The following is a 14,957-nucleotide window of genomic DNA, read 5'->3' as shown; positions in this document are numbered from 1 at the left end:
GTTATTCGCCGCCGGAGAACCGCACCTCGACGTGCTCCACCGGCGTGCCGTCGGCCAGCCGGTCGGGTACGTCCATGCGCACCTGGCCGCGCTCGACCGGGAAGGTGCCCAACGCCTCGGTACGACCGCCGGGCAGGTGCGCGGTGAGGTGCGCGCGCGTGGCGGCGCCTTCGTGGCGTACGAGGAGGCGGGCCGGCTGGAGGGCGACGACGCCGAGGTGGTCGCTGCGCGTCAGCGGCTGCGCGGTCAGGGAGCCGACCGCCGCCTGGGCGTCGGTCTCCACCACGTCGTCGAGGCGTCCACGCCCTGGCACGCCGGCGAAGCCGTGCGGGCGGAGCGCCGCCAGCACCGGCTCGCCGTCCTCGTACCGGACCCAGGAGGCGGCCCGGGCTCCGGTGGAGACCGCGTGCGGGACGCCGCCAAGCGCCGCCACCACGCCGAGGGGGGTCGGCCGGACGAGCCGTGACAGCCCGTTGTACGCGGCGACCTGTTGCGCGGTCAGCCGGTCGGCGGGGCGGCCGGTGGCGAACGAGCCGAGGGAGCCGAGCGGGCCGGAGGCGATGGAATCGAACCAGATCTGCTCGAGGTCGTGCGTGTCGTAGCCGGAGGATCCGTAGCTCGCCACGCCCAGCTCCGTGAGTACGGAGGAGAAGTACAGCCGCCGGTTCACCTCGGCCGGTATCTCACCGGAGGCCAGGAACAGGTCATCGGCGCTGATCAGGTCGAGGCGGGAGGCGAACAGCGGCGACAGCGAGTAGTACATGACGGCGATGTCCGGGTCGGCCGCGCGCAGCGCGTCGACAACCAGCTCCACGGCATGGCCGAAGATCCGCTCGCCGCCGAGCCGCGGGTCGTGCGGCCGGGCGGTGGCGAGGGACGGCAGCTCGTAGCCGAAGTCGAACTTCACCAGGCTCGGCCGGTAGCGGTGCACGAAGCGCTCGATGCAGGCCCTCAGCGCCGCCGCCGTTTCCGGGTGGGTCACGTCGTACAGCCGGTAGCCGCCCGGCCGCACGATCGGACGGCCGTCGGCGCCGCGGAGCATGTGCGCATCCGTGAGCCCGAGCGCGCCCGGATCGTCGCAGCGCAGGAACGCCGCCCACAGCCCGATCCGGTCGCCGTCGGCGCGTACCCGGCGCAGAAAGTCCTCGAAGTCCGGCAGCCGCTTCGGATCGTGTTCGAGGACGCCGTAGTTGCCCTCCCACTTGTCGTCGATCACGAACAGGCCGCGGGTGAGGCCTGTGGCCCGGTACGCGGCATGGATCGTCTCCAGGCCTTCCTGGTCGAGCCGCTCCTGGTCGGTGCCGGTCGCGAGTTGGGCGGCCCAGGTGGTGAATTGCGGCAATGCGAGGGTCTCGTCCTTGACCGGGGTCCGGTGGCTTGGCGCCGCCACCCCGTCCGCGACGAGCGCGCGCTGATACGCGGCGACGGCGGCGCGCTGATCCGCGCCGAAAGAGATCCGCCAGCGCGGACCGAGCGGCTGCTCGCCGCGGGCGGCCGGCCACGGCTTGCCCGCCAGCCGCAGCACCGGCGCCGCGCAGCCGCCCGCGATCCGCAGCATCAGATCGCCGTCAGGCAGCTCGGCGAGCCCGCAGCAGTACGCGGCGGACACCCGGTCCTCGACCTTGCCCGCCAGCAGCGGCATCCCGTCGGCGTGAAAGCCGCCGAAGTAGTGCGCGGGCAGCCCCCATTGCTGCATCGGACTGTCCACGTCGCAGGCGCCGCGCCCCAGCCAGGTCGTCAGATCCAGGCCGGTGATGGCGGGCACGATCGGGCTGAGTACGGGCGCCTCGCAGATTCCCGGGTGGACCAGGAAGGCGGCCGCAAGGGTGGGACGGGGGTCGGGCCCCGCGGTGGCGAACCAGTGCACCGACTCGATTTCCTCGTCGCGCCCGGAGGCGTAACCGAGGGGTTCAATCCAGCCGCCGTCGTCGTCGAAATGCCAGACCAGGCGCACGGTGGCGGCGCCGTTCACGCCTTCGTACGTGATCAGCACCCGGTCCCCGTCCACCTCACAGCCGGCCGGCGCCCCCGCCGAGCACACTTCCGCGGCGTCGCGGCGTACGAGCACCGCGGGCTGCCCGGCGCCGCGGACGACCTCGCGTCCCCGCGCGTCCCTGAAGGCGAAGGTGTCGTCGGCGCGCGACCAGGTCCACGAGTAGGCGGTGGCCTCGATACGTACGCGAGTCCCGTCGTCGGTGATCACCGGCTGCGTCACGCTGTCATCCCTTTCACCGGGCCGGGCACTGGTTCTGCGTCCCGCACGTCGTCGCCGGTGACCACCGCGCCCGCCGCGCGCAGGCGGCGCCGCAGCGGCTCCGGGTCGACTTCGCGGGTGCCGGCGGAGCCGGCCGCGGCCATCGCGGCCGCCGTGCCGGCCGCCTGGCCGAGCGCCATGCACTGCGCCATGGACCGCACCGACGCGTGCGCGTCGTGGGTGGCCGAGAAGCAGCGCCCGGCGACCAGCACATTCGCCGCGTCCCTGACCACGAGAGTGCGCAGCGGGACGCCCACGACCTGGCCGTCGGGGAGGTACGTCCAGCCGGTGCCGACGCCGTCGTTGTGGTCCTCGATGGGGGCGCCGCACAGCGCGATCTGGTCGGGGAACTGCCGCGCCCCCAGCACGTCCGCGCGGGTGAGCCGGTAGTCCCCGTACACCCGGCGGGTCTCGCGGACGCCGATCTGGCTGCCGAAGGCGACCAGTTGGGCGTCCGCGTAGCCGGGCACCCGGTCGCGCAGGAAGCGCACGTACTCCAGCGCCTGGCGGCGGCCGGCCATCTCGGCCGCGGTGAGCAGGTCGGGGTCGGTGGCGTTGACCGTGCGGCCGTTCTCGCTGCGGTACGACGGCAGCCGCGTCATGATCGTGGCGGTGACGTGGTCGACCGGCGTGATGTGGTCGCTGCCCTCCAGGCGGGGCAGGTCGTACGCGCCGCTCGCCGCGGCCTCCCGCATGAGCGCGGCCAGCTCGCGCTTGGGCAGCGGCCGGCGGCGTTCCATGTCGACGTTTGCCATCCGGAAGGTCGTCGTCAGCGTCTGGGCCGGCTCGCGTTCGCCCGCCAGCTCGTAACCGAAGCCGGCGAAGTGGCACAGATCCGCGTCGCCGGAGGCGTCCACGAAGACGCGGCCCTCGACCCGGGCCGGGCCCGACTTGGTGGCGACGATCAGGTTCTCCACCGCGTCGTCGCTGCCGACCCGCACCCCCTGCAGGGTGGTGTGCAGCAGCACGCGCACTCCCGCGTCGAGCACCAATTGCTCCCAGGCGACCTTCAGATGCTCGGGGTGGTACGTGACACCGGTGCCGGCGCCGAAGGAGTTGGGGCGGCGGACGACCGGGCCGAGCCCGGTGAGCGCCTCGACCACCTCGTCGCCGATCCCGCCGACGACCTTCAGCGGCCGGGATCCCGGGGTGTAGAAGCCGTAGAACGTGTCCAGCACCGCGGTCGACGTGCCGCCGAGGAACGCGTTGCGCTCGATCAGCACGACCGAGGCGCCGGCCCGGGCAGCGGCGATCGCGGCGCTCGCCCCGGCCGAGCCGGAACCGACCACGACGACGTCGGCGGTGGCGGCGATTCGGGTGTCCTCCATGCGTCTCCGCCCTCCCAAGTGGTCCGCAAGCGCGATGAACGTACGTCCCCCTTTCCGACAGTGTCAAGACCACTCACACAGAGTCTACTTGGCCCTTTAATGCCTCAAGCCACTTCCCTGGCAGACCACTTTGGGTGACACTCGAAGCCAAAGTGGTCCGTCCAAAGAGGAGGTGCGGTGATCACCACCGTCCTGGGTGACATACCGGTGGACCGGCTGGGGCCGACCGACTGCCACGGGCATCTGCTGATCCGCGGCGGGCTGCCGGTGGCGCTGGAGCCCGAGTTCCTGCTCGACTCCGTGGATGCCGCGGTGGCCGAGGCGAAGGAGTTGCTTGCCGCCGGAGGCGACGCGGTCGTCGACTGCATGCCGCTCGGCGTCGGCCGCGACGCCGCGGGTCTGGTCGACACCGCCCGCCGCAGCGGGCTCACGCTGGTGGCCGCGACCGGCTTCCACAAGGACCGCTTCTACGCCGCCGATCACTGGGTGCGCCGCTACGACGCCGACCGGATCGCGGAGTTGCTGGTGGCCGAGGCGCGCGAGGGCATGGAGCGCTCCGGTTACGGCGACCCGTACGTGGAGCGGATCGAGGCCCGGCCCGGCATCATCAAGGTCGCCACCAGCGCGCCGGAGCCGACCGCCATGGAGCGCACCACGCTCCGCGCAGTCGGCGCCGCGGCCGCCGCCACCGGCCTGCCCGTCATCAGCCACACCGAACACCCTGACGCGGCCCCCGCGCAGCTCGCCGCGCTGGCCGCGGAGGGACTGCCGGCCGAGCGCGTGATCCTCTCCCACATGGACCGGCACGGCGACGCCGACACCCTCGCCGCCGCCTGCGAGACCGGCGCCACGGTGTGCCTGGACTGGCTGGGCCGCACCGACCGGCGCCCGGACTCCTTCGTCGTCGACCTCGTGGTACGGCTGGTGCGCCGCGGCCACGGCGACCGGGTCGTGCTCGGGCAGGACCTGGCCCGCCGCGGCTACTGGCACGCTTACGGCGGCGAGCCGGGCATGCGCAATCTGTTCGCCAACGTCGTACCGCAACTGGCGGCCGCCGGACTCTCGCCCGACGAGGTGCGCGCGGTGCTGATCGACACGCCCCGCAGAGTCCTCGACCGCATGGAGGTGACGCGATGAGCCTCGCGTACCCGCAACTGGCCCGGGAGATCGTCGACCGTATCGAGGCGACCCAGGAGGCGCCCATCCGCGCCGCCGCGGACGTCTTCGCCGACGCCATCGCCGCCGGCGGACTGGTGCACCTCTTCGGTGCGGGCCACTCGCGCATGGGCGTGGAGGAGATCTTCCCGCGCATCGGCTCGATCGTCGGCTATCACCCGATCGTCGAGCTGTCGCTGTCGTACTACACCAACGTGGTCGGAACGATGGGCCTGGCGCAGGCGCTGTTCCTGGAACGGCAGGACGGCTTCGGCGAGTTGCTGCTGTCGCAGTACGCCTTCGGGCCGCACGACGCGGCCATGGTGATCTCCTCCACCGGCATCAACAACGTACCCGTGGAGGTGGCACTCGGGCTGAAGTCGCGCGGCCTGCCGGTCGTCGCCCTCACGTCGGTGGCGCACTCCTCCTCCGTCGACTCCCGGCATCCGTCGGGGAAGCACCTGTACGAGGTGGCGGACGTCGTGGTGGACAACTGCACGCCCCCCGGCGACGCGGCCGTCCACGTCGAGGGCTGCGACTACCCCGTGGGGCCCACCTCCACCATCGGCACCGTGGTGGCCGCGCACTCCATCAACGCGCTGCTGGCCGAGGGCCTGGTGGCGCGCGGCGTGAAGCCGGTGGTGCTCGGCAGCCCGCACTTCAGCGACGAGGAGAGCGCCCGGCGGAACCTGGCGGATTACTACGCGGCACACCTCGAGCGGACCAGGGGCGTGTAGCGGGTGGCACTGACGATCGGCGTGGACATCGGCACCAGCGCGGCCAAGGCGCTCGTCCTCGACCCCGGGACGGGCGTCGTCGGCCGCGGCTCGGCCGCGCACCCCACGCACACTCCCGGGCCGGGGCAGGCGGAACAGGACCCGCGGGCGTGGTGGACGGCGACGGTCGCCGCCGTCCGGCAGGCGGTGAAGGACGTACGGCCCGCGGACGTGTCCGCGATCGCCGTCAGCGGCCAGGGCGCCGCGCTCGTCCTGCTGGACGACGCCGGGGAGCCGCTGCGTCCGGCGCTGATCCACCTCGATCAGCGGGCCGCGGACGAGGCGGCCGAACTGAGCGGCGGGGGCCTCGGCGCCGCGGTCATGGCGGCGTCCGGCAACCGTGTCGGAGCCTGGAACCTGGCCGCGAAGCTGACCTGGGTGCGCCGCCACGAGCCCGGGCTCCTCGCCCGTACCGCCCACGTCACCTCGGCGGCGGGATACGTGCTGTCGCGGCTGGCCGGACGGCAGGCGCAGAATGTCAGCGACGCCGGCATCTCCGACCTGTTCGACCTGGGCGCACGCGGCTGGTCCGGGCAGGTGCCGGCCGAACTGGGCCTCAGCGACAAGCTGTTGCCGCCGCTGTACGCACCGACCGAAGCCATCGGTGGCCTGTCCCCCGCGGCCGCCCGTGAGCTGGGCCTGCCGCCGGACGTACGGGTCGTGGCGGGCGGCGAGGACACCTCCGCGGCCGCGCTCGCGGTCGGCGTGCTGCATCCCGGCGACGCGTATCTGAGCCTGGGCACGGCAGGCGTCGTCGGCGTCGCCGTCGGTCCTGGCGCCCGGCACGAGCCGCGGCTGCTGACCTTTCCGCATGTACGCGACGGGCTCGACCTGCTGTCCGGGTCGATGACCTCGGCGGGCGCGGCCATCGCCTGGCTGGCGGAGGTCACGGGCACCGACCCGGCCGGGCTGCTGGCCGCCGCGGAGTCGGCGCCGGCCGGGGCCGACGGCGTGGTGTTCCTGCCGTACCTGGCCGGCGAACTCCACCCCATCGACGACCCGGCGGCCCGCGGTGTCTTCTCCGGCCTGTCGCTCGTCACCGGTCAGGCTCAGCTCGCCCGGGCCGTGGTCGAAGGCTCGGCCGGGGCGGTCGCCCACAACCTGAGCGTTGCCCGGGCCGCCGGCGCCGCCCCGGCCCGCCTTGCCGCGACCGGTCGGCCGACGGCGTCCGGGGCGTGGATGCAGGCGGTGGCCGATGCCACGGGCGTGCCGGTGGACGTGCACGCGGGCGATGGCGCGCCGCTCGGCGACGCGCTGCTGGCCGCGGCGGGCACTGATGGTGCGCTGCCTGAACTGGTGCGGGCACACAGCCGGGTTGAGGCGACGTACCAGCCGGATCCGGCGGGACAGCGGGCCGCGGCGGCCCGGCGGCGGATTGCGGCCGCGCTCTACGAGGCGACGAGGAGTGGGGATGAGCACTGAAGCCACGGCCCCGCGTACGGCCCTCGTCACCGGCGCCGCCTCCGGCATCGGGCTGGCCACCGCCCGCCGGCTGGCCGCGGACGGCTGGACGGTCATCGGCCTCGACCGGCGGCCGCCGCCGGCCGGCTTCCCCGGCACCGCGGCGGTCGCCGATGTCACCGACGAGGGGGCGCTGCGCGACCGTATCGACGTGCTCGACCGCCTCGACGCGCTGGTCTGTTGCGCGGGTATCTCGGGCGGCGCCGCAGGGGACGGGCCGGTGGCGCGGTCGAGCGGCGCCGCCTTCGACGCCGTCGTCGGTGTCAACCTCCGCGGCACCTTCCTCACCGCCTCCGCCGCCTGGCCCGCGCTCGTCGCGGCGCGCGGCACGGTCGTCACCGTGTCGTCGGTGCTCGGACTCACGGGCGGCGGCGGGCCGTTCCGCAGCCACGCGTATGTGGCGGCCAAGGGCGGCCTGGTCGCGCTCACCCGGGCGCTGGCAGCCGAGGGGCGCGGCGCGGGCGTGCGGGCCAACTGCGTGGCGCCCGGCCTGGTCGACACTCCCCTTGCCGCCCGCGGCGTCGCCGACCCGGCGGTGGCCGCGTACGTACGCGAACGGCAGCCGCTCACCGGCGGCGTGATGGACACGAGCGCGGTCACCGGCGCCATCGCCTTCCTGTGCGGCCCGGACGCGGCCGCCATCACCGGCCAGACCCTCACCGTCGACGCCGGCTGGACCCTCGACCCCGACCTGGAGGAAGCGTGAACAACAGCCGCCTGGGCCGTGAGCTGGCCGCGGCACTGGAGACCACCATCTACAGCGGCCGCTGGCCCACCGGCATGAAGATCCCGGCCGAGCGCAGCCTGGCCGCCACCCACGAGGTGAGCCGGCAGACCGTACGGGAGGCGCTGGACGAACTCGAACGCGCGGGCCTGGTCGTCCGCCGCCACGGCAGCGGCACCTACGTCGCGCCGCGCAAACTGGAGCAGTCGCTGATGAGCCACTTCTCGATCGTCGAGTCGCTGCGGCAGGCCGGGGCGAAGGTCGGCACGTCGACCCGTACCGAAGCCGTGGTCGACGCGCTGCCGCAGATCGCCCGCGAGCTCGGCCTGGACCCCGGCGCCGAGGTCTTCGAGCTGGAGCGGCTGCGGACCGTGGACGGTGCCCCGTTCATGCTGGAGCGCACTTGGCTGCCGACGGGCCTGGTCCCGGGCCTGGCCGAGACCGGCATCGGCGAAGCCGGCCTCTACCAGACCCTGCGCGAACGCTACGGGCTGGTGCTGGTGCGCGCGATCGAGTCCTTCGAGCCGGTGCTGCTGCACGGAGCGGAGGCGGCGGCCCTGGACGAGGATCCCCAGCAGTGCGCCCTGATGCTCACCCGCACCACCTACGACGAACACGACCGCCCGGTCGAAACCGCCCGCGCCATCCTCCGCGCCGACCGCTGCCGCACGCTGGTCGAACGCCGCGTCCATGAGCCGGACCGGCCGTGAGGTCTCTGCGGGTCATGCGGAATTCGGGTGTCCATGCGGGGGTGGCGCGAGCGGGGGTTCATACCCTCGTCGACAACGGGAGGTAACCAGATGAGCGCCACAGCGACGGACAAGCGCCACCCGCCGAGCACAGACCAGCAGTGCGCCAAGGGACCGGCCGACCCCAGCTGCCACTGCGGCCGCACGCTCACCACCTGCAATGGCTGCGGATCCCCCCGCTGCACAGCCTGCGACCCCTACCGGTCCGATGACTGCGACATTGGCCGCTGAACACCGCGGCCGAGAGGATCCGGCTGGGCACCCGCCCGACAGGTGCTTCGTCGTGATCGGCAGCGATGTCGCCCGCCGGGTCTGCGGCTCGCTGCTCGCGGCCGGCTGCCTCGTACGGCACCTGGCGCAGCCCACGGACCAAGAGCTGCGTCGTGCGCTGGACGGTGATGTCACCGGCGTGGCGATCCTGCTCGACCATGACGTGGAGTCCCTGCGGTATGCGCTCGCGGTCGAGCACATCCGGCCCGGCGTCCGGCTGGTCGTGACGGTATTCGACCGGACGGTCGCCGAGCAGCTCGTGCGCGTCGTGCCGAACTGCCGCGTCACGTCACCGGCCGACGTCGCGGCTCCGGTGCTGCTCGCCGCGTGTCTCGAGCCCGACCTGCTGTCGCTCGACCGGACGGACTGCGGCGGCCACGTCGGAGCCCGCCCGCGCGGTGACGGCGTCGCGCTCGAACCCTGGCATCCGCCTCGCTCGCTGCGGCTGCGGGCCCGGCTGGGGAAGGTCAGAGGGCAGCTGCGGCCGCATGACGGCAGTTCGCGCATCATGCTGACCGGGCTCGCCGGGCTGCTCGCCGTCCTGCTGGCGGACGTGGCCTGGTCCATGGCCTTCAACCACCGGCCGCCGGTGGCCGCGTTCTTCGAGGCGGTCCGTACGGTGGCGACCGTGGGGCCCGCCGCCGCCCACGGATCCACTGCCTACCTGGTGTTCGCCGGCCTCGCCATGCTCATCACCATCGTCTTCAGTGCCGTCTTCACCGCCGGCATGGTGGACCGCCTGCTGGCGCCCCGCTCGATCGGCATGGTGGGCCCCCGCGCACTCCCCCGCGGCGGGCACGTCGTGGTCGTCGGCCTGGGGCAGGTCGGGCTGCGGCTGTGCACCCGGTTGCAGGACCTCGGCGTCGGCGTGATCGCGGTGGAACGCAACGCGAAGGCGCCCAACCTCCGCCTCTCACGGGCACTCGGCATTCCCGTGGTGATAGGCGATGCCTCCGACAAGTTCGTGCTGCGCAAGCTCAGCCTGCACACGGCCCGCGCCATGGCAGCCGTCGCCTCCGACGACCTGGACAACGTCGCGGTCGCGGTGGCCGCGCGGGCGGTCGCACCCGACCTGCGCGTGGTCATCAGGGCGGGGGATCACGAGGCCATCGCGGAGACCCAGTCGCTGTTCAGGATCGGCATCGTGCACGATCTGGGCAGCCTCAGCGCCGCGTACACCACCGCGAGCCTCACGGGACTTCAGCCGTGCGGCGTGCTCACTCACGGCAGGCAGCTTCTCGTGGCGCGTACGGACGGAACCTTCACTCCCTGGCCGCGGATCGTACGCTGCGACCACCCGCAGGTTAACGGCACCGTGCGGGACGGCGACACGGCCCCGAGCAACTCGGCCGCCCCCGTCCGCTACGGCCCGGCGTGAAGGTTCTGGTACGGCGGCCGTTCAGCGTCCGGGGGGCCGCTCGTCTCGCCCGCGTCGAAGAGTTTCTCGGCGATGGTCATGAAGGCCCGGATCTCCGGTGCGTGGCGGCGGCTGCGCAGGCAGACGGCGAAGGCCTCGGTGTGGACGTCGGCGTCGACGATGGGGAGCATCCGGGTCCGGGGCTCGTCCACGTACTCGACCTCGGTGCTGATGCCGATGCCGAACCCGGCCAGCACGGCCTCCCTGACCCCCTCGCGGTTCACTTCGAGCGCCACCCGCGGGACGATGCCCAGGTGGTTGAGGGCTCGTTCGAGGACGAGTCGGCTGGTTGAGCCGTGTTCGCGCATGACCAGCGGCTCGTCGGCCAGCTCGCCGAGTCCGATGCCGCTGCGGCCCGCCCACGGATGATCGTCCCGGCAGAGCAGCACCACCTGCTGCCGGCTCGAGGGCAGCGCCATCAGCTGGGTGTCGAGCGTGGCCTGTCCGACGATGCCGACGTCGATCTGCTGTTCCACCAGCTGCTCGACGACCGCGGCCGAATTGGCGAGCTGCAGCGAGACCTTCACCGCGGGGTACGTCTTGGCGAAAGCCGCGAGCACCCGCATGACGTAGGTAGGGGCCACTCCCCCGACCCGGAGCGTGCCGTGCACGGTCGTGGCCGACGAGCCGAGCAGGTCGAGGATCCGGCCGTGCAGGTCGAAGAGCTGCTCGGTGAACGCGAAGAGTTCCTCGCCCAGGGGCGACAGCACCACGCCACGCGATGTGCGTCGCACCAGTTCGATGCCGTAGCTGGCTTCGAGTTGCCGCAGCTGGATCGTGACCGTGGGCTGGCTTACGTGCAGCAATGCGGCGGCGCCGGTGACGCTGCCCGCCACCGCCACCGCGTGGAAGGAGCGGAGCTGGTTGAAGCCGACGTACGAAAGACCCGCCATCGACACCACCTCATGCTCACTCCGGGAGCCTCACCCACACCTGCCCATCTTCGACCTTTACGGGGTAGACGCGAAGGGGGGCGACGACAGGTGCTGCCTTCGGCCGGCCCGTAGGCACGTGGAAGAGGCCCTGGTGCCGCGGGCACTCGATGATGTCGCCCTCCAGATATCCCTCGGACAGGGAGGCCTCCTGGTGGGTGCAGCGGTCGTCGGTCACGTGGTAGCTGCCGTCCTCCAGGTGGAAGAGCGCCAGACTGCATCCGCGCACCTCAAAGGGGGCTACGTCGTCCTCCTCGACCTCGTCGGCACCGGCCACGGCGTGCCACGTGCCCGAGCCCTCTGCCACGCTCAACGGCTGCCGCCCGCTCCGACCATCGCACTCGGGCCCGGCCGGCTGTACCGGGACACCAGTTGGCTGTGCCTGCTCATGCTGGTCTCCAGGTCGAGGTAGATCTGATGCCAGAGTTCGAAGAACTCGCCGTACATCGCGTGCCGTTCCGCGTCCGGCTCCACGGCTCCCTTGATCTTGACGAGGGATTTCGCCGGCTCGCGCAGGTCGCGGTACAGCCCGACGCCCGTGGCCGCGATCATCGCGTCGCCCAGCGGAGCTGCCTCGTCCACGTCGGGGATGACGAGCCGGTGCCCGGTGACATCAGCGGTGATCTGGTTCCACAGCGCGCTCCTCGTGGGGCCGCCGTTCAGCACGATCTCGTCGAACTCGACGCCCGCTTCCTGTGCGATCCGGACGTTGGAGTACAGGTCGAACGCGACGCCTTCGATGAGCGCCCGGATGAAGTGCGCTCTCGTACTGAATGGCTGCATGCCGAAGAAGACCCCGCACGCGTTGAGGTCCCACCGCGGCGCCAGTGAGTTGCCGAGGTAGGGGAGGTAGAGCAGCCCGTCGGCGCCGGCGTCGATCTGCCCGGCCTGTTCGGTGACGAGGTCGAAGACATTACGTCCCATGCGCTCGGCCATGACGACCTCGGGGTCGGCGAACTTGTCGCGGAACCACTTCAGCGAGGCACCCGTGAACGCCATGGGAGCGTCGAGCAGAGTGAGCCCCTCAATGACGTGCGGCCATTTGAGGATGCGGTATTCCGGCACCTCCTGCTCGCGCGGGATGACGATCCCGAGATTCGAGCCGGTGCCCATCGAGTAGTACGCCTGGCTGACCTCGGTGATGCCGGCACCGAGGGCGGCGGAGCCGATGTCCGTCCCGCCCGCGACCACCGCCGTGCCTGCGCGCAGCCCTGTCTCGGCCGCGGCTTCGGCGGTGACCGTGCCGATGACCTGCTGCGAGACGCTGACGTCCGGGTAGATGCCGGGGTCGAGACCGAGATCGGCGGTCAGGGCGTGGTCCCAGCTACCTGTTTTGTGCTCGTACGGATAGAAGAGGCCGGCGTCGCCCTGATTGATGGAATAGCTGCCGGACAGCCGGAAATTGCAATATCCGGTGGGCGAGAGCAACTTGTGGATCCGCCCGAAGGTCTCGGGCTCATGGGTGCGTATCCACAGCAGCTTCGGCTCGATGAACCAGGACGCGACCCGATTGCCGTTGACGGCGTTGATGCGCTCCTCGCCGATGCGTTCGCGGATCTCCGTGCACTCGGCGTGCGCGCGGGAGTCCATCCAGATCATCGCCGGCCGCAGCGGCCGTCCGGTGCGGTCGACCGCGAGCGTCACACCGACGAGCCCGGAGAGGGATACGGCGGCGATGTCACCGGCCGGCCCGGGCAACTGGCGCACGCAGTCGCGGATGCAGGCGGACACCGCGTCCCAGTACTCGTCGGCGTACTGCTCGGCCCATCCGGGATGCGGATGGTGCAGCGGATGCTCGGCCGCCGCCGTGGCGATGACGGCGGCGGTAGCGGTGTCGAGGACGCACGCCTTGACGTTGGTGGTGCCGATATCGACACCGAGGGTCAGCTGTCCTGGCACGGATGCTCCTACCTTTCAGCCGTGGCGGCGGCCCGCGCGGTCGCGGTGGGAACGGTCGAACCCGCACCCTTGCCGAGATTGGCGACGATGTCACGGTGCGCGGCCGCATAGCCCTTGCTGATCACGTACTCGCGCTCCGCGGGCTCGCCCGGCAGCGCCTGGTGGAGCGCCTTGAGATGGTGGAACGGCACCGAGGGCGCCATGTGGTGCTCGGCGTGGTACGGCATCTGCCAGTAGAGGAAGCGGACCACCGGATTGCTCAGCGTCGTCCGCGTATTGGTGAGCGGGTCGGCGCCCTCTTCCATCCCGGTGTGCTCCGCCATCCGTACGAGCCGCAGCGTCGGCTCGGCGATGATCCGCGGCACCAGCCAGAAGGCCAGCAGCATGAGCCAGAAGGAGAAGAGGACCGACGCCGCCGCCAGCAGGACGTAACAGCCCACCATCAGCCGGGCCTCCCAGATGATCCGGGGCCGTACCGACTCGGGCAGGAAGGTCTTCTCGCGCTCGTTGAAGCGCCCGGTGGTGCCCCGGTAGAGCGTGCCGGCCATCTTCGGCCAGAACTCCATGCCGAAGACCTCGCCCAGATATTCGGCGAGGCCGTCGGGCATGGGCACCTGGTCGGGGTCGCGCTCCGGATCCTGGGTGTAGCTGTGATGGGCGGCGTGCCGGTAGCGGAAATACAGCGCCGGGCGCATCAGCACGAATCCACAGAATGTCGCCAGTGTTGAGTTCAGCCAGCGGGTGCGGAATGCGGTGCCATGGGTGCATTCATGCATCGGCGCGAAGAGGAAAACAAGGATGACGCCGTGCAGGAACATCGTGGGCACCATCCACCAGGTGCCCCAGGCGAGCGCGATCAGCGTGGTGGTCAGCGCCGCGGCCACGAGGTGTCCGGCCACGTAGCGTACGGCGGGCGCGTCACGCCGCTGCTGAAGGGCCTTGAGTTGCTTGCGCGGCAGCGGGGGCTTGGGAGGTTTCGCCCACGGATCCACATCATCCGGAGTCAGCATCGGCCTCATTGCTAAAGCGTCGTCCACTGCGCCAGGCGAGTCGAATCCAAATATCGGAAGGCGGGCATTGAGTGGGTCTATACGTGCAGTTGAGGCAGCGTCTTAGAGAGGAACTGGCCTGCCCGCTCCAGGGCCGCGGCCGCCTCTGGGGATTCGGTGTCGAGCTGGAATACATGCGGCTGGCGCGGGGCCACCTCCAGCGTCACCTCGACCTCGTCGGCGCCGGCGCGGCCTGCCAGTCGTACGGCATCGTCCAGCAGCAGCTCGCTCGACCCGACCTGGATCAGGAGGGGCGGCAGGCCGGCGAGGTCGGCAAAGAGTGGGCTCGCCTCGGGCTTTGCGCCGTCGGCGCCCGCGAGGTACTGACCGAAGAGCCACTCGAGATCGGCCGGAGCGAAGACCGGGTCCACGCCGGTCTTGGACCGCACGCTCGCACCGCTCAGCGTCAGATCGACCGCCGGTGAGAACAGGACCGCCGCCGCCGGCAGCGGCAGTCCTTCATCCCGGGCGCGCACCATGGTGACGACTGCCAGCGCGGCACCGGCCGAGTCGCCCGCGATCACCAGCCGCCGCGGATCCACGCCGGAGTCCAGTAGCTCGCGGTACGCCGCCAGGCAGTCATCGGGCGCGGCCGGGAACGCGTGCTCGGGCGCCAGCCGGTAGTCGAGCGAGACCGCCCGGCCGTCCAGGTGCCGCAGCAGCGCGGCGGCGAGGTGGGCACTGACGCGCGCCGACCCGACCACGAACCCGCCGCCGTGGAGATACAGCAGCACGTCCTCCCCCGCCGGGCCGGGCGCCGCGCTCCGCAGCTCCAGTGCCGGCTGCCCGCCGAGCGTCGTCGTCGACGCGTCGACATCGGCGGGCAGCGGCCGGGTGAACATCGCCGCGAACTGCTCACGCTGTTCCGTAATGCCGGTCATCTCGTCCTCCAGGTTTTAGTCAAGCCCCCTGACAGTCAGGCGACCTTACCAGTTCGCTGCCT

General features: G+C 71.9%; 13 protein-coding genes. 6 read left to right on the top strand and 7 right to left on the bottom strand.

Annotated features, from left to right (window positions below; all coding sequences use genetic code 11):
• Position 1: 1 nt before the first annotated feature.
• Together ACNNMR_RS42530 and ACNNMR_RS42525 are read right to left on the bottom strand one after the other, a co-directional pair.
• On the bottom strand, positions 2-2,215 hold the full coding sequence (locus ACNNMR_RS42530; RefSeq protein ID WP_420000118.1) for a hypothetical protein: 2,214 nt from the start codon (positions 2,213-2,215) through the stop codon (positions 2-4).
• Positions 2,212-3,582 carry an FAD-dependent oxidoreductase gene (locus tag ACNNMR_RS42525; protein WP_420000117.1) on the bottom strand — a complete coding sequence of 457 codons (1,371 nt, stop codon included), beginning with the start codon at positions 3,580-3,582 and terminating at the stop codon, positions 2,212-2,214. Before ACNNMR_RS42525 ends, ACNNMR_RS42530 begins: the two co-directional genes overlap by 4 nt.
• Positions 3,583-3,759: 177 nt before the next feature.
• Between ACNNMR_RS42525 and ACNNMR_RS42520 the strand changes: the two genes are divergently transcribed.
• The 6 genes from ACNNMR_RS42520 to ACNNMR_RS42495 all read left to right on the top strand — a co-directional run bounded on the left by ACNNMR_RS42520 (position 3,760) and on the right by ACNNMR_RS42495 (position 10,095).
• Positions 3,760-4,719, top strand: coding sequence for a phosphotriesterase family protein (locus ACNNMR_RS42520; protein WP_420000116.1), 960 nt, complete (start codon positions 3,760-3,762; stop codon positions 4,717-4,719).
• Positions 4,716-5,474, top strand: coding sequence for a sugar isomerase domain-containing protein (locus tag ACNNMR_RS42515; RefSeq protein ID WP_420000115.1), 759 nt, complete (start codon positions 4,716-4,718; stop codon positions 5,472-5,474). The genes ACNNMR_RS42520 and ACNNMR_RS42515 overlap by 4 nt, the downstream gene beginning before the upstream one ends.
• A 3-nt stretch (positions 5,475-5,477) precedes the next feature.
• Positions 5,478-6,935, top strand: coding sequence for a xylulokinase (locus ACNNMR_RS42510; protein WP_420000114.1), 1,458 nt, complete (start codon positions 5,478-5,480; stop codon positions 6,933-6,935).
• Complete coding sequence (locus ACNNMR_RS42505; RefSeq protein ID WP_420000113.1) at positions 6,925-7,680, top strand: SDR family NAD(P)-dependent oxidoreductase; 756 nt, start codon at positions 6,925-6,927, stop codon at positions 7,678-7,680. The genes ACNNMR_RS42510 and ACNNMR_RS42505 overlap by 11 nt, the downstream gene beginning before the upstream one ends.
• Positions 7,677-8,408: a GntR family transcriptional regulator gene (locus ACNNMR_RS42500; RefSeq protein ID WP_420000112.1), complete on the top strand. Its 732-nt coding sequence runs from the start codon at positions 7,677-7,679 to the stop codon at positions 8,406-8,408. Before ACNNMR_RS42505 ends, ACNNMR_RS42500 begins: the two co-directional genes overlap by 4 nt.
• A gap of 322 nt (positions 8,409-8,730) precedes the next feature.
• A complete protein-coding gene (locus ACNNMR_RS42495; protein WP_420000111.1) occupies positions 8,731-10,095 on the top strand; it encodes an NAD-binding protein in 1,365 nt (454 codons plus the stop codon).
• On the opposite strand, the gene ACNNMR_RS42490 is transcribed toward ACNNMR_RS42495, so the two are convergent.
• The 5 genes from ACNNMR_RS42490 to ACNNMR_RS42470 all read right to left on the bottom strand — a co-directional run bounded on the left by ACNNMR_RS42490 (position 10,080) and on the right by ACNNMR_RS42470 (position 14,895).
• Entirely contained in the window at positions 10,080-11,027 is a 948-nt protein-coding gene (locus ACNNMR_RS42490; protein ID WP_420000110.1) for a LysR substrate-binding domain-containing protein, read from the bottom strand. The two genes, ACNNMR_RS42495 and ACNNMR_RS42490, sit on opposite strands and share 16 nt — an antisense overlap.
• A gap of 16 nt (positions 11,028-11,043) precedes the next feature.
• The gene (locus tag ACNNMR_RS42485) at positions 11,044-11,373 is read right to left on the bottom strand and encodes a non-heme iron oxygenase ferredoxin subunit (RefSeq protein ID WP_420000109.1); all 330 of its coding nucleotides are present in this window, start codon (positions 11,371-11,373) and stop codon (positions 11,044-11,046) included.
• Between the two features lie 2 nt (positions 11,374-11,375).
• On the bottom strand, positions 11,376-12,965 hold the full coding sequence (locus ACNNMR_RS42480) for a xylulokinase (protein WP_420000108.1): 1,590 nt from the start codon (positions 12,963-12,965) through the stop codon (positions 11,376-11,378).
• 8 nt (positions 12,966-12,973) lie between these two features.
• On the bottom strand, positions 12,974-13,975 hold the full coding sequence (locus tag ACNNMR_RS42475; RefSeq protein WP_420000107.1) for a fatty acid desaturase: 1,002 nt from the start codon (positions 13,973-13,975) through the stop codon (positions 12,974-12,976).
• Between the two features lie 77 nt (positions 13,976-14,052).
• Positions 14,053-14,895, bottom strand: coding sequence for an alpha/beta hydrolase (locus tag ACNNMR_RS42470; protein WP_420000106.1), 843 nt, complete (start codon positions 14,893-14,895; stop codon positions 14,053-14,055).
• Between the last annotated feature and the right edge of the window lie 62 nt (positions 14,896-14,957).

This window comes from Streptomyces boninensis, assembly GCF_048572725.1.
GTDB classification, from domain to species: domain Bacteria; phylum Actinomycetota; class Actinomycetes; order Streptomycetales; family Streptomycetaceae; genus Streptomyces; species Streptomyces boninensis.
The sequence above is the reverse complement of the archived record's forward strand: the minus strand, read 5'-3'. Positions and strand labels throughout refer to the sequence as shown.

Excerpts from the sequence above, each read along its gene's own strand:
- ACNNMR_RS42515 (WP_420000115.1), top strand. The coding sequence starts at position 4,716 with ATGAGCCTCGCGTACCCGCAACTGGCCCGGGAGATCGTCGACCGTATC.
- ACNNMR_RS42505 (WP_420000113.1), top strand. The coding sequence starts at position 6,925 with ATGAGCACTGAAGCCACGGCCCCGCGTACGGCCCTCGTCACCGGCGCC.
- ACNNMR_RS42475 (WP_420000107.1), bottom strand. The coding sequence starts at position 13,975 with ATGCTGACTCCGGATGATGTGGATCCGTGGGCGAAACCTCCCAAGCCC.
- ACNNMR_RS42525 (WP_420000117.1), bottom strand. The coding sequence starts at position 3,582 with ATGGAGGACACCCGAATCGCCGCCACCGCCGACGTCGTCGTGGTCGGT.
- ACNNMR_RS42470 (WP_420000106.1), bottom strand. The coding sequence starts at position 14,895 with ATGACCGGCATTACGGAACAGCGTGAGCAGTTCGCGGCGATGTTCACC.
- ACNNMR_RS42490 (WP_420000110.1), bottom strand. The coding sequence starts at position 11,027 with ATGGCGGGTCTTTCGTACGTCGGCTTCAACCAGCTCCGCTCCTTCCAC.